The 19,461-nt window shown below is 49.3% G+C and carries 16 protein-coding genes; 12 read left to right on the top strand and 4 right to left on the bottom strand.

Annotated elements, in window-relative coordinates; all coding sequences use genetic code 11:
* Window positions 1-21: 21 nt before the first annotated feature.
* Window positions 22-783: a DNA repair protein RecO gene (gene recO / locus H6750_09500; GenBank protein ID MCB9774541.1), complete on the top strand. Its 762-nt coding sequence runs from the start codon at window positions 22-24 to the stop codon at window positions 781-783.
* A 12-nt stretch (window positions 784-795) separates the two neighbouring features.
* Window positions 796-1,146 carry a DUF971 domain-containing protein gene (locus H6750_09505; protein ID MCB9774542.1) on the top strand — a complete coding sequence of 117 codons (351 nt, stop codon included), beginning with the start codon at window positions 796-798 and terminating at the stop codon, window positions 1,144-1,146.
* A gap of 152 nt (window positions 1,147-1,298) precedes the next feature.
* Here H6750_09505 and H6750_09510 read toward each other — a convergent pair whose 3' ends face one another.
* From H6750_09510 to H6750_09520, 3 genes are all read right to left on the bottom strand, one after another.
* Window positions 1,299-1,826: a hypothetical protein gene (locus H6750_09510; protein ID MCB9774543.1), complete on the bottom strand. Its 528-nt coding sequence runs from the start codon at window positions 1,824-1,826 to the stop codon at window positions 1,299-1,301.
* A 255-nt stretch (window positions 1,827-2,081) separates the two neighbouring features.
* Window positions 2,082-3,137: a DEAD/DEAH box helicase gene (locus H6750_09515; protein MCB9774544.1), complete on the bottom strand. Its 1,056-nt coding sequence runs from the start codon at window positions 3,135-3,137 to the stop codon at window positions 2,082-2,084.
* A 22-nt stretch (window positions 3,138-3,159) separates the two neighbouring features.
* Window positions 3,160-5,019: a hypothetical protein gene (locus H6750_09520; protein ID MCB9774545.1), complete on the bottom strand. Its 1,860-nt coding sequence runs from the start codon at window positions 5,017-5,019 to the stop codon at window positions 3,160-3,162.
* A gap of 171 nt (window positions 5,020-5,190) precedes the next feature.
* Between H6750_09520 and H6750_09525 the strand changes: the two genes are divergently transcribed.
* From H6750_09525 to H6750_09555, 7 genes are all read left to right on the top strand, one after another.
* Window positions 5,191-5,538 carry an STAS domain-containing protein gene (locus tag H6750_09525; protein ID MCB9774546.1) on the top strand — a complete coding sequence of 116 codons (348 nt, stop codon included), beginning with the start codon at window positions 5,191-5,193 and terminating at the stop codon, window positions 5,536-5,538.
* Window positions 5,539-6,128: 590 nt separating this feature from the next.
* Window positions 6,129-6,932, top strand: coding sequence for a carboxypeptidase regulatory-like domain-containing protein (locus tag H6750_09530; GenBank protein ID MCB9774547.1), 804 nt, complete (start codon window positions 6,129-6,131; stop codon window positions 6,930-6,932).
* A 156-nt stretch (window positions 6,933-7,088) separates the two neighbouring features.
* Window positions 7,089-8,276: an MFS transporter gene (locus H6750_09535; protein MCB9774548.1), complete on the top strand. Its 1,188-nt coding sequence runs from the start codon at window positions 7,089-7,091 to the stop codon at window positions 8,274-8,276.
* A gap of 186 nt (window positions 8,277-8,462) precedes the next feature.
* On the top strand, window positions 8,463-9,119 hold the full coding sequence (locus tag H6750_09540; protein ID MCB9774549.1) for a riboflavin synthase: 657 nt from the start codon (window positions 8,463-8,465) through the stop codon (window positions 9,117-9,119).
* Window positions 9,120-9,369: 250 nt separating this feature from the next.
* Complete coding sequence (locus H6750_09545; GenBank protein ID MCB9774550.1) at window positions 9,370-11,271, top strand: PAS domain-containing sensor histidine kinase; 1,902 nt, start codon at window positions 9,370-9,372, stop codon at window positions 11,269-11,271.
* Window positions 11,268-11,939, top strand: a complete 672-nt coding sequence (locus H6750_09550) for a response regulator transcription factor (protein ID MCB9774551.1) — start codon at window positions 11,268-11,270, stop codon at window positions 11,937-11,939. The genes H6750_09545 and H6750_09550 overlap by 4 nt, the downstream gene beginning before the upstream one ends.
* Window positions 11,940-12,258: 319 nt before the next feature.
* Window positions 12,259-13,929, top strand: a complete 1,671-nt coding sequence (locus H6750_09555) for a SulP family inorganic anion transporter (protein MCB9774552.1) — start codon at window positions 12,259-12,261, stop codon at window positions 13,927-13,929.
* A gap of 181 nt (window positions 13,930-14,110) precedes the next feature.
* Here the strand turns inward: H6750_09555 and H6750_09560 are convergent, their stop codons facing one another.
* A complete protein-coding gene (locus H6750_09560; protein MCB9774553.1) occupies window positions 14,111-15,397 on the bottom strand; it encodes a hypothetical protein in 1,287 nt (428 codons plus the stop codon).
* 596 nt (window positions 15,398-15,993) lie between these two features.
* Here H6750_09560 and H6750_09565 point away from each other — a divergent pair.
* The 3 genes from H6750_09565 (at window position 15,994) to H6750_09575 (ending at window position 19,330) form a co-directional block, all read left to right on the top strand.
* Window positions 15,994-17,712, top strand: a complete 1,719-nt coding sequence (locus H6750_09565) for a CHASE2 domain-containing protein (protein MCB9774554.1) — start codon at window positions 15,994-15,996, stop codon at window positions 17,710-17,712.
* An 82-nt stretch (window positions 17,713-17,794) separates the two neighbouring features.
* Window positions 17,795-18,310 carry an SH3 domain-containing protein gene (locus tag H6750_09570; GenBank protein MCB9774555.1) on the top strand — a complete coding sequence of 172 codons (516 nt, stop codon included), beginning with the start codon at window positions 17,795-17,797 and terminating at the stop codon, window positions 18,308-18,310.
* Window positions 18,311-18,376: 66 nt separating this feature from the next.
* Window positions 18,377-19,330 (top strand): M48 family metalloprotease, encoded by a 954-nt coding sequence (locus H6750_09575; GenBank protein ID MCB9774556.1) that lies wholly within the window; start codon window positions 18,377-18,379, stop codon window positions 19,328-19,330.
* Window positions 19,331-19,461: the final 131 nt, after the last annotated feature.

The following is a 19,461-nucleotide window of genomic DNA, read 5'->3' on the forward strand; positions in this document are numbered from 1 at the left end:
GAACGTACTTGTAAACTGCTCATGCCGCTCTTAAGAACTCGCGCGGTCATTATTCGAAGCCAACGATGGGGTGATGCCGACAGAATTGTCACTCTGTATTCCCCCGATTTGGGAAAAATTCGATGCGCCGCTCGGGGCGCTCGCCGGATGAAGACACGCTTCGGGGGAGTTCTTGAGCCTTTTGGGATTATTGATGTCACGCTATTCCAAAAAACTCCTGACGCTTTGGGGCAGATTAGTCAAATAGATCTGGTCAGAAACTTTAAAGCCCTACGTGAAGATTTAAGCGTGATGGCTGCTGCGGCCAAGATGGTACATATGGTGGAGCTGATTACGGCCGATCGTGATCCCAATCCGGAAATGTATTCAGCGCTGGTATATGCCCTGGAACACTTAGTCCCGGAGAGGGACGTGGCCCTCACCACATTATTATTTCAAATTCATGTGCTGGGCTATACTGGTTTTCGTCCACAAATTGATCGGTGTACTGAATGCGGAAATATAGCCTCCCCTCACATGCCTCAGTGGTTTTCGCCTCGATTAGGGGGGATGGTATGCCACGTCTGTGGTCAACGGGGTGTAGGGCGGGTACTGTCTATTTCTAAAGGCAGTTTAGCGTTTATTGAACAAGCTCGACGCCTGCCTATGGCCAGTCTGTCTCGATTAAAAGCGATCGGAAGGGTCAGAATTGAGGTGGAAGAGGCGATTGATGCCTATTTTCAAGCAGTCGTCGGAAAAGCTCTTCCAGCATTTGAACAATGGGTTTCTATGCCCCACTCATAAGGACAATTAAGTATGACTTCTCAAACATCACTTGAACCGACGGATATGGAATGGCTGGAAAACGGGGTTTTGGGCATTACGTGGAGTGATGGGCATAAGGGCATCTATCCGGTTCGATATTTGCGCCAACATTGCCCCTGTGCAGCCTGCACGGACGAATGGACCGGGGAGTTGCGTCTTAAGCCGGACTCCATCCCACTTCTCATACTCTTACAGGATATAGAGCCGGTTGGGCGCTATGCCTTTCGATTTAAATGGAGTGATGGGCATGATACCGGGCTTTATTCCTATACGGCACTACGCCGTATGTGCCAATGCGACATTTGCCAGCCCAATAAGCCCAGAAGCAAGCAACTCCTCTAGGTTCTCATGTTTTTTGTTTTTCTTTGCCTCAGGATACCCCCACGTAAGAAAGGCCTGTGATGTCCTGAAATAAGGCCTCAACCGACGATTTTTCAAAAAATGCCAAACTGGAGGCCTGAAAGAATTAATTGAAAAATAGGGAGGGAGCGAGTTTAGTCAACCAGGGCTTCCTGGAAAGAAAGAGAAACAGGTCGAACGGTGGTTAGTTGTTCCATCGCCTGATTGGCTTTACTGACGTAATAGGCATATTGAGGTTCAGGGTAATTTTTCAGGATGGCCTGAAATGTGCGCAGTGCCGTTGGCCAATCTGCTGACAATTGGGCGACTTCAGCGAGATGAATTGAGCAGGAGGCAGCCATGGCTCGAGGATCGACAGCCAGACGTGAACCTCTCGCCGTAGACCATTTTTTCAGAAAGGCGGGGACTGGAATCGGAGAATCGTCAAGTGAGATCGGTTTTGGTGCTGAGGCTAAGACGTCAAGATTGGCCTGCATGTGCTGGATATCCGAGCCAGCTACACAGTGGTTATAGGCGTCCCAAATCCCAAGAAAATCATGATCTTCCATGGCCAATTCTCCAGTGGATTTTGGCTGGAAACCCTGACATCCGATAACGGTGATCGAAAGTAAAATCAGCAGGATATATGTAATACGTGTTGAAACAAGAAACTTGTTGTCCATATTTTAAATAATTCCTAATAAATCATATTTTTTAAAAGGCAATATCAAAATAGCTCAAGGACGCAAAATTTATGCTAAAAAACAATTATTAGGAATGTGAATTTTTTCCCGTAAAATAGCAATATTGACACTCGATTGAGTGCCAAAACGTATATTAATTACCACATTGTGTTGTTTTTTTATCACAAACGCCAGTGGCTTTAAATTTAATGATTTGCATTAGCTTTGGTAATGAATAAGGACCATCTAAAAAATTTAACGAAATGGTTTAATTTCATATTCGGCGAACAACTGCTTCGTTTCCGGATGAAATGTGTAGCCTTTGCCTTGGATAATATCCTGGTTTTTAAATAGCGGAACGAGTTGCCCTGTAGGATGCAGATACAGCCCTCGAAGAGGAACGGATCGTTTGGCATGGCGGATAAGATGGCAGGGTATAGGCCTGATGGCCTGTAGCCATTCAGCCAGATCCTGCGGATTCCCGATAGAGGCTGAGAGAAGAAGAAGCCGTGCTTGAGATGGACACAAAATAATGGTTTCTTCCCACACCACCCCCCGCTCCGGATCCGCGAGATATTGGGATTCATCCAAAATGACCAGCCCGAGAGTATGCAGCCGTAAATCGATCTCCCCGCTGGCGGCATCATAAAATAAATTTCTCAAAATTTCGGTCGTCATGACCAGGAGCGGGGCTTGCGCGTTGTCGCGCCGGTCTCCGGTTAAAATCCCGACTTGATCCGGCCCAAAAAGGTGGGTGAATTCCATAAATTTTGTATTCGAGAGCGCTTTCAGTGGAGAGGTGTAAATCACCGTTTGGTTGAGGGCCATGGCCTGTCTGATCGCTTGTATGGCGACATAGGTTTTTCCGCTTCCCGTTGGAGCACTAACGATGACATCTGAATGCGCCAGATGCTCCACCGCCTCAGTTTGCCAGGGATCAGGAACAAAAGGTTGGGGCTCAGGAACGCCAATCCCCTCCAGGATTTGCTGAAGCGTGATCGATGGCTGAAAAGGGCCGAAGGTGGGCCTCTTCTTATTGGGGCGATTTTTTCCTTGAAAGGGCGAAGCGGGAATTTGAGGCCGTGTTGCGGCGCGGGCTTCTTGTGCGGCCAGGCGTTCCCTGCGGGTAGTCAGGATCTGCTGCAGTTCCGTTTCGATGGCCAGAATCTGGTCTGGTGGAAAGGCCAGCATTAATTCAACAAGTCGATGTTTCCCGAGACGAAAATGGCGATGGATGCGGCCTCTCGCCATGTGATGTAAATATTTTACCGGTAAACTTTGGAGTTCACGTTTGAGATCATCATGATGCATGGCGTTTTGTTCCCATCGGTGGCTATGGAAGTTCTTGCAGGACTTCCCGGCGCATCGTCACCATCGCCGAGTGGGCGGTATCGGCCAGGCTGGGATGCGTAACCTTGAGTCCATATATTTGAGAGAGAAATTCCAGAGTTCTGGCTAAAAGGCGATACACATCCCCTTCGGCCATGGATGTGGAACGAACCAGTGAAGCCCAAGTAAGCTGGGGATTGCCGATCCAACTTTCCACCAGTGCCGCGACATCCGAGCGCAACAAGGGTGGAGGTTCATACGGGCTCAAAGAATCAGCGACGGCCCGCACCTGGGTCAACATGGAGGCCAGTCCAGACGGGAGGCGCATGTAGGATCCCGGACGATCATCGTCATGGGAAATACTCGCCATCACGCCTGCTAACAATCCTGGAGCAATACCTGAGAAGGCTTCCATACGAATCAGTTCTGTGATGAGTAAGGAATGGTTAATACGAATGAGTCTAGCCCATTCACCGTCAGCGGTGAGTTGCGAGTTGGCGGTGATATATCCGAATTTATGGAGTACGTCGGCTTTTTGTTGAAACCGGTGCCACAGTCCATCACGGAGCGCTTGAATCGTTTTGGTCAATTGCTGGGATTTCTGGCGAAGTTTCGATGCCAGGGGAAAGTCTTTTTTGCATGCCGAATGGGAGGGGCAGGTGGGACAGGGAAATTCCTCCGTTAATATTTCTGCAAGGAGCGGATCGTCTTTTTCCTGGGTTTCCGGCAAAATCGGGACGGTGGGCAGACGCGCAGGCAATTGGGAGAGCTCTTTCTTGAGTTGAGCGAGCACTTGTGGCTGACACCAGGGAATAGTGCGAGAGGGCTGAAACTCAAACAGACGGTCGTAGACCTGAGTGACCGAATGGGCAGGACACTCACCCAGGGTGCCTTTTGCTCGAATCACAGATAACATTGGGGCAAAGGTTCCACGACTTCGATACTGACGGAGAATAATCGCCGGACCTTTTGGCAGTCCGATGAGGCGTCCCGGAGTTAGAAACGGAAGGCAGGCCGTCAGGAAGGGCGTGTCGTTGGTTACGATAGGATGTCGGTGCGCCTTGCGCCGCCGGGCCAGATCAAAGCCTTTCCATTGAGTGATCCAGTCGGCGCACTCCCTGGGTCCGTAGGGTGTTAATTGTTCCTTGATCTGATCCAGATGATCTTGATGAATACTGGATCGTTGATTCAGCTGAAATTGCGCAAAGCTTTTTGCGAGGAGTCCCTCAATCTGATCCAGGGAATGGGCCTTTAGCAGATTCAGCACCATGGGATAGGACACCACAAATTGACTGTCAATCGGTTCCGGATAGCCTGTGAGTCCTTTGCCAAGAATGTGTAAGTCAATATAAGGAGAAGGCGTAATGACCACCACACCCACCAAATCTTTGCCTCGACGGCCACCGCGGCCGGCCAGCTGTTGAATTTCACTGTTTGTCAGATCCGTGAAATCCTGCGATTTGCGCACGCTGGATTGGGTAATAACCACGGTTCGTGCCGGGAAGTCGACCCCCGCAGCCAAGGTCGTTGTGGCAAACACTGCATCCAATAAACCCTGGCGCATGAGTTCTTCAATCGCAATTTTCCAGGAGGGGAGATGTCCTGCGTGATGAGCTGCGACTCCGAATTCTTGTACAACAGGAATTAAGGGGTGATGCTCAACACTCGGGAAGTCTTGGGTAAATTTCTCCAGAAACTCCCGAATAGCCTCCGAGCGTTGAGTCGACATCCTGGCAGAGCTGTGGGCAAAAGTATCAATGGCCTCATCACAGGCCCGGCGAGACGTCAAAAAGACAATCGCGGGGGTCAGGCGATGCCGGCGGAGTATTTCTATGAGATCAACAGGATGAATGGCCGGTGGCATGGATACTAAAATTGTAGCAGGAGTCGGTGGTTGAAAACACTAATTTGATACAGATCGATTAAAAGAAAAGAAACCATGCTCTTTGCCTTCACTATGGGTGGTGAGATGAGCAGCCAGGAAGAAACGTTCGTTAAGGTCTGACGTATTGGACCGATAAAGTTTTTTAAGATTATGGCCATTGAAGTCATTATACGTGGAACTCAAGGCGCTACCGTCGTAGATTTTCATGGTCGGCTAGATATGCATTCCCGATGGCATGTGAAGGCCATTATCAATCAATGTTGCCATACCGAACAAGAGCATCTGATTCTCAACCTCAAAGGCTTAACGTTTGTGGATAGCGCTGGATTGGGTTTTCTGGTGTTGTGCTCTTATCAATTCAAGGAATTACGACGCAGGATAAGTTGGATTCAACCGCAAGGTTGTGTCGGGGAATTGCTTCAAAATCTCCAAATCCATGAACTTATCTCGGTGTGCCAGTCCGAACAGGACGCCTTATCTGCGGTCTCTCCCTCCTAAATTCTGCTCATTCCGAGTTTTACGGAAACGATGTTGGTGGCTAAATCGCTGGGATGCTAGCATCGAAGATTGCCCAAGAGGCAGCCCGTTTCTGGGCAGCCAAGTCCTTCTCTCTCCTCTTTACTTTCCAAAAGTTTCCCCCTCACCAGTAAGTGATTTGCCCTTGCCAGCACGGTCTATAAAACGGCAAGATGATTTTTTTGTAATGAAGGCTCAAGGGGCACGGATGAATCAACGGGTGATTCTTTTTAAGATGCCAAAAGAATGTATTACGTGGAGTGAATCAATGGCGAAGGGTATCGGGTAGGGAAAAATAAGGTGTGTTGAAATCATCAAAGAGGAAAATATGCACTTTTTTCTGTCAGGCTGTTTCTATGGATGTCATAACCAGTAGAAAAAGCAGGTATTCTTTAAGTCGATAGTTTCATACACACGTGTTGAGAAATTAAAGATGAGACCCCCAGGGTGGACTGAATGGTCACTGTTCCCCGATTAATGAGTCGATTGTATTTTCCAATTAGGTCGCGTCCTGGATACTGGAATTCCGGGTTGACTCTTAAGGTCAAATTTTGAGGGAGGAGATTTGTGTGATGGATGGGTATCGGGGCAAAAGACAGGAAAGGCAATGGAGAGTCCTCCCCGTGTTCATCGTGGGGTTGGTGTTGTGGGCTCTGCCGAGCGGAGGAATGGTGAGTGCCTATCAGGAAGAGGTGGTTGCCGGTGGAGGGTCGATCACTGGCGTTATGAAATTTGAGGGAATTGTTCCAACGTCCAAATCCTATAAAGTCACCATGGGAAGCAATCCCGAATTCTGTCAGACCATTGCGGACAAAAAAGGGTTCATCAATATTCCGAAAGTCCGTGTGTCTTCCAAACTGCACCTGGCGGATGTAGTCGTTTTTCTGCAAGAAGTTGATCGTGGGAAACCTCTCCCGAAAGAAGGGCCGATCCTGGCGGTGGACCGATGTCAATTTGTGCCACGAGTCATCGGTACCGTGGCTGATCAAAATCTCCGGCTGGCTATGCGCGATCCCATTCTTCATCAGATTCGGGGGTGGGAAATGTTGGATAATGGCCGGCTGCCGCTTTTTCATATTCCCGATTTGGGAGAGGGGGGCGAAGCCACGCTTCCACTCAAAACACGGCGTAGCAGCATTATCAAATGGTCATGTGATCAACACAGCTTTATGGAAGGTTGGCTTTTGTTAACCGCGAATCCGTATGTGACGGTATCCGACGACCACGGGCTTTTTCGATTGACGGATATTCCTGCTGGCACACATACGGTCGGGGCCTGGCATCCGGTGCTGGGTTATCAGGAAACCAAGATAACGCTCATTGCGGGCCGACAGGAAACCCTCGAACTCACGTTCGTATCCCCATCGAACCCATAATGCGTGCTGGGTCAATCGGCGGCTGATCAGGCCATCGATAAATTTCTTTAAAACCATGGCATGTGGAATTTGACTATGTTGAATTTTGTTTTTCTTCTCAGTATCTCGTCATGACTTCGTTTTTTCACCGGCTCTCCCGTTCGTCTGGTTTCTAGCATGAAAGATTCAAAGACCTTTATCAGTCTTTGTCTCGTCGGTTTTTGCAGTTTTGTCAGTTATGACATGGTGCGTCGACCGGCCCTGGCTCTGTTTGTAGAAAGCCTTGGAGCCGGCCCATTCCTTGTCGGCCTCTTAGTGGCTGTCTCGACAGTGACCGGTATGGTCCTCAAGCTTCCGATAGGATTGCTCTCCGACCAGATCAATCGAAAACGGTTGATGTTGGGAGGAGTCTTGGCCTTTGCGATTCCGCCTTTTCTTTATCCGTTCACCTCGGATCTCTGGACGTTAGGTATACTCCGATTGTTTCATGGATTAGCGACCGCGATGTTTACGCCCCTGGCCTTAGCGATGGTGGCAGAGCTTTTTGCCAAACGCCGGGGGGAAGCTTTTGGCTGGTATACCTCGGCAACCCAGGGCGGGGGACTGCTGGGTCCAATGATTGGGGGAGCTATCGTCTATCAATATGGATTTGCCCCCACGTTTCTCCTAGCCGGATTGTTTGGGATGTTGGCTTTAGTCTTCTTCTGGATGATCCCCCGGACGCCCAGACCTTCGCGTGTCCGCCAATATTCCCTCCCTGCCCTATGGAAGGAAATGGGTGAAGGCCTCCGCCGAGTCTGCCAGATCCCACCCATCCTCATCACGAGTAGCGTGGAAGCTGCCAAGATGATGGGCAACGGCACGCTGATGGCGTTTTTACCCCTCTATGGATTGACAATCGGATTGAACGCCGCCGAAATCGGGGTTTTGTTTGGAGTGCAGGCGTTGACTTCGTTTATTGCCAAACCAGTGATGGGGCGAATTTCTGATCGTGGGGCCAGGCAGCCGCTGATTTTTGGCGGGCTGTTTCTGTGCGGTCTCATGGTCATGATTATTCCCCAGATCCAGGGGTATATTCTGTTATTAGTGGTCGCCGGAGCGTTTGGATTTGGCGAAGCGGTGGTAACGTCTTCGACCACTGCCCTGGTTGCTGATTATTCAGAAGGAAAAGATCTGGGAGCTGGTATGGGATTACGGGGAACCATTATGGATTTCGGGCATGCAGGCGGACCGCTCCTGGCCGGCCTACTGATCCATACCTTTGGTTATGGAGGAGGGTTTTTCTGTATTGGGGTCCTTTTATTACTGACGGCGGCATTTTTTGGTGTCACAATGATGGGGATCAAAAAACCAGTTGTGTTATAATGGCTTTTTCCTGAAGGGCAGGCAAAGGAGTCGAACGCCATGAATGAAGAAATGGGAACCGGTGATCTCATCATCGGGATTATGGCGTCCATCGGGGTCGTGATCTTAGTGCTGGTCTTTATTGTGGTCGTGAAAAATGTTTTCTTAAATAAAGACAGCGATATCCAATAACCAAACAGGTGGGACATGTTTAGCGGAATTGTTGAGGAAATCGGTGCGATTCAGGGAATCGATAAAGGTTTGGCTGGTGCAAAATTTTCCATTTTGGCTTCGCTGACTTTAGAAGATCTCAAACTGGGAGATAGTATTAGTGTGGCCGGTGCCTGCTTAACGGCAAGCCAGGTGGGTGATACGGGCTTTTCAGTGGATGTGTCCACCGAAACATTGAACTGCACAACCTTAGGCACCATTACTGTCGGGACACCGGTTAATCTGGAACGTGCCATGAAACTCAATGCCAGGATGGGAGGCCATCTGGTTACAGGTCATATCGATGGCACTGGTCTTTTGCGTGCCCGACAGCAGGATGGAAATTCGATTCAACTCACCATTGAAGCGCCAGAGGAAATTATCCGGTATTGTGTGCCAAAAGGCTCCATTACGGTGGATGGGATTAGTTTGACCGTCAATGCTGTGTCGGATCGTTCCATTGCCGTAGCCATCATTCCGCATACCGCCAAAGTGACCACTATGGGCCTTAAGCAAATAGGGGACATGGTCAATCTGGAATCCGACTTAATTGGAAAGTATGTTGAACGCTTGTTGCAAGCAAGCGGAGCTCTCCCGCCAAAACCCGCCACGGTGATCAATCGAGACTATCTTGAAAGACGTGGCCTGCTATAGTTTCCTTCCACCTGTCATGTCACAAGATTTTTCCCCAAAACCCAAACATCCTCTCTGGCGATTATTTGCTGTCGTCACCCTCTTTGTTATCATCATTCCCGCAACCTTATGGGGCATCGTTCAACTCTACGAAATCATTTGTGCCTGGTGCGGCTGCTGTAGTGCCATTGATCGTCCACCCACCAGGTAGATTCCCACTCAGGAATTTACCGACATCTTCAATGAATGAGGAGAGCGGGTTTTTCTCCTTATGTATTCAAGCAAATTATACAACCCAAAAGATTTTATCTTAACCCTAATCCTGGCTGGTGGGGTTTTCACGTTTGACCTCCTGCTCCCGCGAGGATTTGCGGAAGAAATGTTGTACACAGGGGTGGTGTTCTTTGCGACCCAACGTTTGCCACGAAGGATGGTATATGTTGTGGCCATTGGATGCACCGCTCTCACGATCATAGGCTTTGCCCTCACGTTTTTTGCCTCCGAGGGGGCACCTTCATCATTGAGTTGGCCATTCCGGTTTCCCATCATCAACCGAGCTTTTTGTATCGCCGGTATTTGGGGCATTACGCTGTTGGCCCTCCAACGAAGGCGGGCGATGGAAGCTCTTCGAACCAGTGAGGATCGATTTGGGCTGGTCGCCGAAAGCATCAAGGATTATGGAATTGTGATGCTGGATCCGGAAGGGAAAATCGCCAGTTGGAATGCCGGTGCGGCGCATATTTTCGGTTATTCCACGGGCGAGGTTCTGGGTCGGCCTCATGGCGTGTTATATGCACCCTTAGCTATTGATTCGGGCGTTCCAAGCAATTTTCTTACTGAGGCTAGAGTTTCGGGGAGTGTCATGAAGGAGGAATGGTTGATATGCAAAAACGGGTCGAGGTTTTGGGGGCATGTGGGCATCACCGTCTTACGTGATGAACATGATCAACTTCATGGGTTTGCCGCGGTGATGGGGGATCTCACCAAGCGAAAGCAGGAAGAAGACGTTATTCGAGCCCTGCTTCGTCTGAGTGAAAAATTGAATTCGACATTCGTGCTCGAAACGCTTCTGGACGAATTGGTAACAGAAGCCATTCAACTGGTCCAGGCCCATGCCGGGTTTGCCGGGTTGGCCTCGGGTGAAACGTTGATATGTGAAAAATATATTCAAGGTCGGACAATAACCCCCTGTCATCGTTCCTGGTCTGCGGGGCAGGGATTACCCGGCTGGCTTCTCCTGCATAAGACGGCCTATCTCACGAATCAAGCACAGGAGGACAGACAGATTGAGATGGATTTTCGTCAAGCCTTTAATATTCATTCAGCTTTAAGCATTCCGATTCTGGATGCCAAGGATACTCTTTTGGGATGTATTGAAGTCCATAACAAAGAGAAGGCCAGTGGCTTTACACATGTTGATCAGCAAACCATGATTGGGGTGTCGCAAGTAGCCTCTATTGCCATTCAGAATGCCTTGGCCTATCAAAAACTTCAAAAAGCTGAAGCGCTTCATAGCCATCTGTTGGACAAAATCATGACGGCTCAAGAAGACGAGCGGCGTCGAATCAGTCGGGAATTACATGATGAAATTGGCCAATCGCTAACTTCTCTTCTGGTTAGACTTCGTGCGGCTGAGGATGAAGCACGTTCAGATGGAATGGGAGCCCGGGTGAATGATCTTCGAAAGATTACGAGCACGATACTGCAGGAGGTTCAGCGACTGGCAAAAGGTCTGCGTCCAAGCGTACTGGATGATTTTGGACTAGAGGAAGCCATCTCCCGCTATGGGGCCGAATTTAGTTCGACCTATGGGATAGAGGTGGATGTAGCGCAAAACTGGCAAAGTAAGGACCGACTGGCTCCCGCAGTAGAGACCGCATTGTATCGAATTGTTCAGGAAGCGCTGACAAATGTCGGCAAATATGCCAAGGCCACTACCGTGTCAATACTTCTACAGCAAAATCCGGCACAGATTCGACTTATTGTGGAAGATAATGGCCAAGGATTTGACGTCCAGGCGATTGTTCAAAAGGCTGCGGCAGGTGCGCATCTTGGCCTGCATGGAATGCGGGAGCGAACCCTGTTGCTCAATGGTTCGATTTCCATTGAATCATCTGCCGGAACCGGAACCACCATCTATGTCAACATCCCCTTAAAAGGAGAGGGGGCATGAAGATCCGGATTTTTATTGTCGATGATCACGCAGTCCTCCGAGCGGGATTGCGCCTCTTGATCAATGGGCAAGCGGACATGGAAGTCGTTGGTGAATCCGGAGACGCCGCTTCCGCCATTGGGGTTGTTCGAGACCTGATGCCTCATGTCATAATCATGGATCTGGCCATGCAGGGTCATATGCATATTGATACAATCGGCGAACTGAGAAAATGTTGCCCTTCCGGGTACATTCTTATTCTGACGATGCACACCGAAAGCGGCTACGTTCGCGGGTCATTAGCTGCCGGCGCTTCCGGGTATGTCGTCAAGAGCGCGGCCGACACTGAATTGTTAACGGCGATCCGTACCGTGGCCCAAGGAAAGACCTTTGTGGATTGGACGGTAGGGAAAGGGGTGGGGCAGGATCTCTCCGGAGCCTCCAAGAAAAGTCTGGCCGACAGGGCCCCTGGATTGCTGGGACAACTCAGTCCGAGAGAGCGCGAGATTTTCCGTCTGGTCGCACAAGGGTTTACCAATCAGCACATTGCCGATCAATTGGGGATTAGTATCAAATCGGTTGAAACGTATCGTGCAAGGGTTATGGAAAAACTTGGTCTTCGTAGTCGTGCCGACCTTGTGCAGTTTGCTCTGAGTTGTGGTGTGCTGACGTCCGGAAATCTTCTCTAAACTCCCACCCCCTTCCTCGATTGAACAATATTTCAATCGGTCTTGTGTGGTCCTGTCAGGTTTTCCCCTCTGCCATTTCATCCGTTTTCCCGTTAATTTATCCAGTAAGAGCAGAAAACTCAATCGCATAAATCTTTTCTTCCATTTTCGCCGGTATTTCTTTTTAGCAACAGGCACGATGGAGGCTAATCTACAATAGAGATAAAGGTCATGTTCTTCTCCGAGGCACCCCCCAACACACACGGCAGCAGGCAGGACGCCTGATTTGCCGAAAGTCATGGTTTCGAAGGATTTCATTCATAGAGGAGTAAGAGAGACGATGCCCATGATTCATGGACTGCATTTCAATAACCTTCGAGGGGATATCTACGGTGGAGTGGTGGCGGCTGTGGTCGCACTACCATTGGCCCTCGCTTTTGGAGTGGCTTCAGGGGCCGGTGCGATTGCCGGGCTCTATGGCGCTATCTTTGTCGGATTGTTCGCATCCGTATTCGGGGGGACCCCTGCGCAATGTTCCGGCCCCACCGGTCCCATGACGGTGGTGATGGCTGGAATTCTGGTTCAATTCTCTGACCATCCCGCCCTCGCATTTACGGTGGTGATCATGGGTGGGGGGATGCAAATTTTGTTCGGATTGCTCGGATTCGGGCATTATATTGCCCTTGTTCCCTATCCGGTGATTTCAGGATTCATGAGCGGAATTGGATGCATTATTCTTATTTTGCAGGTGGGACCGCTTGTTGGATTCGAGGCCAAGCCGGAGGGAATTTATGCCAATCTGGTCGCCATTCCGGAATTTTTATCAAATCCTTTCCCCCAAGCGACCATTCTGGGGCTTCTGACTATTGCGATCATGTATCTGACACCAGTACGAATGAGTCAATTGATTCCTCCCCAACTGCTGGCCCTATGTGCAGGCACCCTGGGAGCCTATTTCTTTTTTCCTCACGCACCCGTGATTGGAACTGTTCCGGAAGGTTTTCCGTCTTTGATGATCCCTGATATGGAGAGCAGTGTATTTCTTCTAATGATAGAGGGGGCGGTGGTGTTGGCTCTTCTAGGAAGTATCGATAGTCTGCTCACCTCCCTGGTGTGTGACAACATGACCCGTACCCAACATGATTCGAATCAAGAATTAATTGGTCAGGGAATTGGCAATATGATGGCCGGCCTATTTGGTGGGCTTCCGGGAGCAGGCGCGACAATGCGGTCGGTGGCAAATATTCGGAGTGGCGGCCGAACGCCCCTGTCGGGAATCCTCATGTCATTGGTGTTATTGGCCACATTGCTGGGGCTGGGACCGTTAGCGGAACAGATTCCTTTGGCTGTGTTAGCCGGGATTTTATTCAAGGTGGGGCTGGATATTATCGATTGGAGATTTCTCCGACACTTGGTCAAAGCCCCACGAACCGATGTGCTGATCATGGGAGTGGTACTGATCATTACGGTTCTTGTGGATCTCATCTCGGCTGTTGGCGTGGGTATCGTCCTGGCAAGCCTTTTGTTTGTCAAGCGCATGGCCGAACTTGAATTAGCCAATTTACGGGTCATTAGTGAGCCGACACAGGAGATCCCGTTTCATCCTGAAGAAAAAACGATTCTTGAACGCAACAACGGTCGGATTGTCCTGATTCATGTCGATGGCCCGATGAGTTTCGGTTCGGCAAAAACCATGGTGAGACGCCTGGAGTCGCTAAAAGGCTTCAACACTTTTACCCATGTCGTTCTCGATTTAACGGATGTGTCGGCCATTGACGGAACTGCCGCCCTTGCGGTTGAAGATATGCTTCGCATGGTTGAGGCACATCGCCAGAAGCTATACTTTGTGGGAATTAAACCGGGAGTCCTTAAAGTTCTGGAAGGATTGGGGGTTTTGGACCACATTGGACCTGAACAACGGTACGACCTTCGATTGGATGCCTTGCGTCATGCCGATCAAGGATCTCATTTTCCACCTAAAGATGAATTCTCCGGTGCGCAACGGGCATGACCAATATTCTGTGTTCCCTATTAGGTTGAAAAGGATTGGCCACGGATGTGATCGCTAGAGCTTTTGGGGCATGGCTCTGCTCAGGAGCATGAAGGTTTGTCATTATCCCTGCCTGGTTGTCTGCTTCCCTGTCTGAATAGAGGGGGCATTCAGGGTTATCTGCCCAGCGACGAATGCAATGCTAACAAATAGAAATTTTTGACTCCGGAAATCGGTACAGTGTTCTTCCTTTTTCCTGAAATGAGCCGAGCCCGAGCAGCAACGGACCAAATCGCCCGATGAACATGCAGAGAATAATGACAAATTTACCAAAGCTTGTCAGGGATGCAGAGAGGCTTAGTACGCCGCCATTGCCCACGGAGTACCCGGTTGTTCCCAAGGCCGACGCGACTTCAAACAGGAGAGAGAGAAATGGATGACTTTCAACCATGGATAAGAGGTGCGTGAACACGGTCAAAAGAAGCATGGCGAGAATAGCCAATGCCAGGGCCCGGTGGACGACCAGCGTCGGGACCCGGCGCCAAAAAAAATTCACGTCTTCACGATGCCGCAAGATGGTCCACACAAACATCCCGATAATCCCGAACGTGGTCGTCTTGATTCCACCAGCGGTCCCTCCGGGTGATCCACCGATGAACATGAAAATGACAATGAGATAGAGAGAGGCATTACCCAATTGACTCAAATCTATAGTATTGAAGCCTGCCGTCCTGGCAGAAATTGCATGAAAGGTCCCCACCAGGGCTTTATCGATCGTTGGTAAAGCTCCCAGGGTTTTGGGGTTATTCCATTCAAGAAACAAGAGACTCAAAGCTCCTCCGACAATCAGGCAGCCGGTAATGACAAGCACCAGTTTGGAATGTGCCTGAAGGCGGTGACGTTCTCCTCGAAAAAATTGCGCCACGTCAAGCAGGACAATAAATCCTAAGCCTCCGATAATGATCAAAATCGGCACGACCAGATTCACGGTGACGTCGGTCTGATAAGCGATCAAATTTGTTGAAAATGAAGAAAATCCGGCGTTATTGAAGGCGGATATCGCTTGAAAGGTTCCATGGTAGATTGCCTGACCAAGCGGATAGTCTTGAAGAAATCGAATGCTTAACAACATAGCACCTGACAGTTCGAGTGTAAAAGTCCACAGGACAATGGTCTTGATAAATGGAATTAATCCTTGCAAATTGAGTAAACTTAAGGCTTCAGCCATCATCAGCCGATCCCTCAATCCTATTTGACGCCCCATAGTCAGAAGCAGCATGGTGACAAGCGTCGCGTATCCCAGTCCGCCAATCTGAATAAGAATGAGAACAATCGTATGGCCAAAGATCGTAAAGTCTGTAGCGGTGTCGGCAACGATCAGGCCGGTGACGCAGACAGCTGATGTGGCGGTAAATAGCGCGTCAATGATTGACAATGGTTTTGACGCCGGTGTTGCCCATGGAAGCAGTAAGAGGATCGTGCCTGTCATAATGGCGGCGACTCCTCCCAATACCACAATCGTGCCTGGAGAGAGTCGATGGAGTTTAAGAAACCAAGGGGGAGAATATCGAGTTACAGGGGTTCGCGGAGACAAACGTACGCGGTCGGAGGCAGTCTTCACGTGACTAGAAATATATTAAAAGATCCGAGCCATTCGTTTCGACGAATTATGGCGAGACCGCATTGAGTCTGAAGCATTATAGGCCAAATGTAAAACGAAATACACCGAAATAATGAAAGAAGAATCCTGCCAAACCCTGGGGATTTACCCTTCGTAGCTGAAATGTAACCACAGTCTGGAATTCAAAAGACGTCGAACCAGAATGCTTGGGGAAAGCCCTATGAAAGTCACAAAATCAACAAATAGGTTATGCTAAAGAGCTGCGCGAAAGACTGTTGAAAAGTTTGACTCATAGAGAGCCTGTACTTTTTCCCATGTGTTGGCTACTATTTTCACTTGAGAATTGACTGTTCTACCTCCACGATATCTTCCGCGGATTCTGTGCGGACTTTTACAAACCGTGTCTTCGCTTGGTTTTTTCAATTTTTGATGCCGGGCATGAAATCCGTTCGGAATGGGCCACGGTGCCTGTCCTTGTTCACCATATGAAAAATCTTTCTATTGAAAAACTCATACAGGTGGGATATCGCTATGTGACGAAATCGCAAGGTCGGTTTTATCTCTATTTGGCGATTTTTTGTAGCGTTCTCGTGGTATTGGATGCCGGCTCGTTCGAATTGATTCGCGGAATGAAACTGAAGACATTTGATGTGATCATGAAAAACCGGATCCTGTTTCACAAAGCCGACCCCGACATTGTGATTGTGGATATTGATGAAGCCAGTTTGGAGGCCATGGCTCAAGAATATGGCCGGTGGCCCTGGCCCCGTCAGGTTTTTGCGGAATTTCTGGAAACCTTAGAAGAGCAACAGCCCTCAGCGGTGGTGTTTGATATTTTATTTAGTGACCCTGATGTGTTCAATCAAGAATCGGATTCGTACTTCAACGACGTCGTCAGTGAATCGGAAAATACATTTTTCCCCATGATGCGGTTGTCTCCAACGAATGATGAACTCAGCAAGGTGACCCCTTCCATGATTCCCGGCGTAGAGCCCGTTCATGGCGAGGCACAAGAAGAAAAAGGGATTGCCCTGGTCCTGCCCGCCTTCACCGGCATTTTACAGAGCGGAAGAATGGGGACCAACAATGTCTATCCGGACCGGGATGGCATTGTGCGCCAGTACCCCATCTATCGCGATCATTTTGGATGGCGTGTACTTTCCCTTCCTGCCAAGCTCGGAGAACGGCTGGGGTGGAGACTCCCGAATGATTCAAATGTGTTTTTAAACTGGCGTGGAAAATTCGGCGCCTTCAGATCGGTTCGCTTCAGTGACGTTTTTGAGGATTTCTTAAGGAGGGAAAAGCAACGGGCTTCGGATGAATTCACGGACAAGATTGTGATTGTCGGGTCCACAGCCGCGGCCCTGTTCGACACCAAGCCCACACCCATGGAGAAGATTCATCCCGGTGTGGAAATTCTGGCCACGGCGATTGGAAATATCAAAAACGGAGATTGGATCACCCAGGCCCAAAACCCCTGGCTTTTTACGGCTCTGGCCCTTGGACTCATCTGGGCGACAGCCTTGGCCTTTTTGACCGGGGTGAAACGAAAAGCCATTGATATGGTGTTTGCCGGTTCGCAAGTGGGTTTGATGGGCTTTACTTTCGCGAGCTTGAATCTGACCACCTACTATCTTGATTTAACGGCACCCATCACCGCCGGATTGATCTATTTTTCCCTCGCGCGGGTGTATGCCTATGCCGAGGCCACGATCATGGAAAAATATGTCTGGCTCAATGTGGAAGAGGGGGTGGAGGGATGGCAATATACCGTGGTGGCGGTGGTGCAACCGGAGAGCTTGGAGGAAATCCCGGAAGGGAGATTCCTGACCCTGCTAAAGCATGGCCTGTATGGCAAAAAGGTTGGATTCACGATAGAAGCCTTCTCACGGAAACCTGCCGGCATTGAAAAAGCCTTTCAGAATATGTTCCTCATCTATTGGGTGGAAAATCATGTACAAACGAAGCCATGGCAGGTGGAAAAATCCGGTGAACAAACGGTAGCGCTGGTTCGGGAAGTGGTTCGAAGCATCTGTGAGAATGATAGAATAGGATGTAAGCTTGGATGGTGCCAAGGTCCGCTGACCTATGGAAATGAAAATTCCAGACTGGAGGCATGGCAACATTTAGTGATTAAAGCCATGGTTAATCTCAAGGAGCAGCCGATTGAGATTACCGCATGATCCTTTACCCGAAAATCCCACCACTCATTCAGTGATGCACCCGGAACCGCGGTGTATACACAAGGCAAGGAGGAGGACGGTGATGATGAAATGGTTAGCCTTCCTGACAATCGTCATGATTGGAGTCTTTCCCGAAGAGGGGAAAGCTTCGGATCCCGGTGTCGCTCTTAGAACGTGCCAGGTCATGAGCGAACCCTTTAAAGATGCTCGAGAAGTCCTATCGTTAAAGGAAGGGGATCCTGTGGAGATTCTGAGAAGAAAAGGCGGATGGTTAGAGGTGTCCCGAAAAGGTAAAACCGGATGGGTAAGAATGCTCTATATCCGGCGGGGAGGCGCTTCGGAAAAGGTTTCCGCCGTAACTGAAGCCTCAGGAGTGTTGGGCATGGCCACTGGGAGAGCCGGTACTGGAAATGTTGTGGCTGCTACCGGAGTTCGCGGATTAGATGAGGAGGAGTTGAAAGAGGCCGAATTTAATGAACAGGAATTACAGACACTCAAAACCTATCGGACTTCAAAGAAACAAGCACAAGAATTTGCCAGTCAGGCAGGGTTACAAGTACAAAAAGTTCCGTTCATGCAGCCGACAGACGGGAATTAACATATGAGCCATCAACATCATATGAAGAAAAATATACGCGGTGAATTTTTAGGGCCCGGTCCTCTAATGTTCCACAATCAACAGGCACGTGCGGGTTTGAAAGGATTCCTTCTGCGTGCATGCATTTTGACATTGGTATTCTCCGGAATGGGAAGCCTCACGCATGCCTTTGATTTGGGTGATGCCCTCAAACAATTAGGGCAGCCGGATGAAACCACCACAGGAAAAACACAAGACGGTACTCCGCAGAAACAAACGGGCAAGAAAACTCCATCACTGACAGACCTGACCGACCTGGTCAAAGGGACTTCCACAGAAGAGGAAATAGCCATCGGGCAAGAGATTGCCGGACGACTGCTTGGGGCTGCGCCCCTGGTCAAGGATGAACGCTTGCAACGGTATGTCAATCAAGTTGGAAAGTGGCTAAGTCTGCAGAGTGGAAGAACCGACCTTGATTGGTATTTTGGAGTGATTGATTCCGACGATATCAATGCCTTTGCTGCCCCGGGTGGATTTATTTTTCTCACCAAAGGTTTGTATCACCAACTTCATTCTGAAGCCGAATTGGCCGGAGTCCTGGGACATGAGATCGGTCATGTTGTCAAACAGCATCATCTGACCATCATTAAACAAAGCCAGGCGATTGATATGGGAAGCAGTTTGTTTTCCCAAAAACTCGGCAAAATAAAGAATGAACAAGCGAAGCAGGCCGTGAATAATCTTATCGGAAGTGGAGCAGAAGTGATGGCACGCGGATTGGATAAAGACGCCGAATATCAGGCCGACAGAATTGGGGTGGTGTTGGCCACCAGGGCCGGCTATGACGCCTATGGCCTGCCAATGGTCTTGCAGGAAATTGGTCATGCAGGTCTCAATGACAGCAGCGTTGCCTTATTATTTAAGACTCATCCCCATCCAGACTCGAGATTGGCAGAACTCGGTGATTCCATGGGAGAGACCTTTGATAAATATTCTAACGGCAAAATCATGAAAGACCGATTTTACACACTGTCAAAATAACAAGCTCGAGTTCAAGCGATCCGCAGTGGATTCGCTTTGCTCAGAAATACCAGAGACTTTTGCGTGATTAACCGCGAGAACCGGCGTGATCCTTGCGTAAATGGTGAAATGGCAAAAGTCCGTATCGGGAA

This window comes from Nitrospiraceae bacterium (genome assembly GCA_020632595.1).
Taxonomy (GTDB): Bacteria; Nitrospirota; Nitrospiria; order Nitrospirales; family UBA8639; genus Nitrospira_E.

Excerpts from the sequence above, each read along its gene's own strand:
- recO (MCB9774541.1), top strand. The coding sequence starts at position 22 with ATGCCGCTCTTAAGAACTCGCGCGGTCATTATTCGAAGCCAACGATGG.
- H6750_09510 (MCB9774543.1), bottom strand. The coding sequence starts at position 1,826 with ATGGACAACAAGTTTCTTGTTTCAACACGTATTACATATATCCTGCTG.
- H6750_09530 (MCB9774547.1), top strand. The coding sequence starts at position 6,129 with ATGGATGGGTATCGGGGCAAAAGACAGGAAAGGCAATGGAGAGTCCTC.
- H6750_09525 (MCB9774546.1), top strand. The coding sequence starts at position 5,191 with ATGGCCATTGAAGTCATTATACGTGGAACTCAAGGCGCTACCGTCGTA.
- H6750_09560 (MCB9774553.1), bottom strand. The coding sequence starts at position 15,397 with ATGACAGGCACGATCCTCTTACTGCTTCCATGGGCAACACCGGCGTCA.
- H6750_09550 (MCB9774551.1), top strand. The coding sequence starts at position 11,268 with ATGAAGATCCGGATTTTTATTGTCGATGATCACGCAGTCCTCCGAGCG.
- H6750_09505 (MCB9774542.1), top strand. The coding sequence starts at position 796 with ATGACTTCTCAAACATCACTTGAACCGACGGATATGGAATGGCTGGAA.
- H6750_09555 (MCB9774552.1), top strand. The coding sequence starts at position 12,259 with ATGCCCATGATTCATGGACTGCATTTCAATAACCTTCGAGGGGATATC.
- H6750_09540 (MCB9774549.1), top strand. The coding sequence starts at position 8,463 with ATGTTTAGCGGAATTGTTGAGGAAATCGGTGCGATTCAGGGAATCGAT.
- H6750_09535 (MCB9774548.1), top strand. The coding sequence starts at position 7,089 with ATGAAAGATTCAAAGACCTTTATCAGTCTTTGTCTCGTCGGTTTTTGC.
- H6750_09520 (MCB9774545.1), bottom strand. The coding sequence starts at position 5,019 with ATGCCACCGGCCATTCATCCTGTTGATCTCATAGAAATACTCCGCCGG.
- H6750_09575 (MCB9774556.1), top strand. The coding sequence starts at position 18,377 with ATGTTCCACAATCAACAGGCACGTGCGGGTTTGAAAGGATTCCTTCTG.
- H6750_09515 (MCB9774544.1), bottom strand. The coding sequence starts at position 3,137 with ATGCATCATGATGATCTCAAACGTGAACTCCAAAGTTTACCGGTAAAA.
- H6750_09570 (MCB9774555.1), top strand. The coding sequence starts at position 17,795 with ATGATGAAATGGTTAGCCTTCCTGACAATCGTCATGATTGGAGTCTTT.
- H6750_09545 (MCB9774550.1), top strand. The coding sequence starts at position 9,370 with ATGTATTCAAGCAAATTATACAACCCAAAAGATTTTATCTTAACCCTA.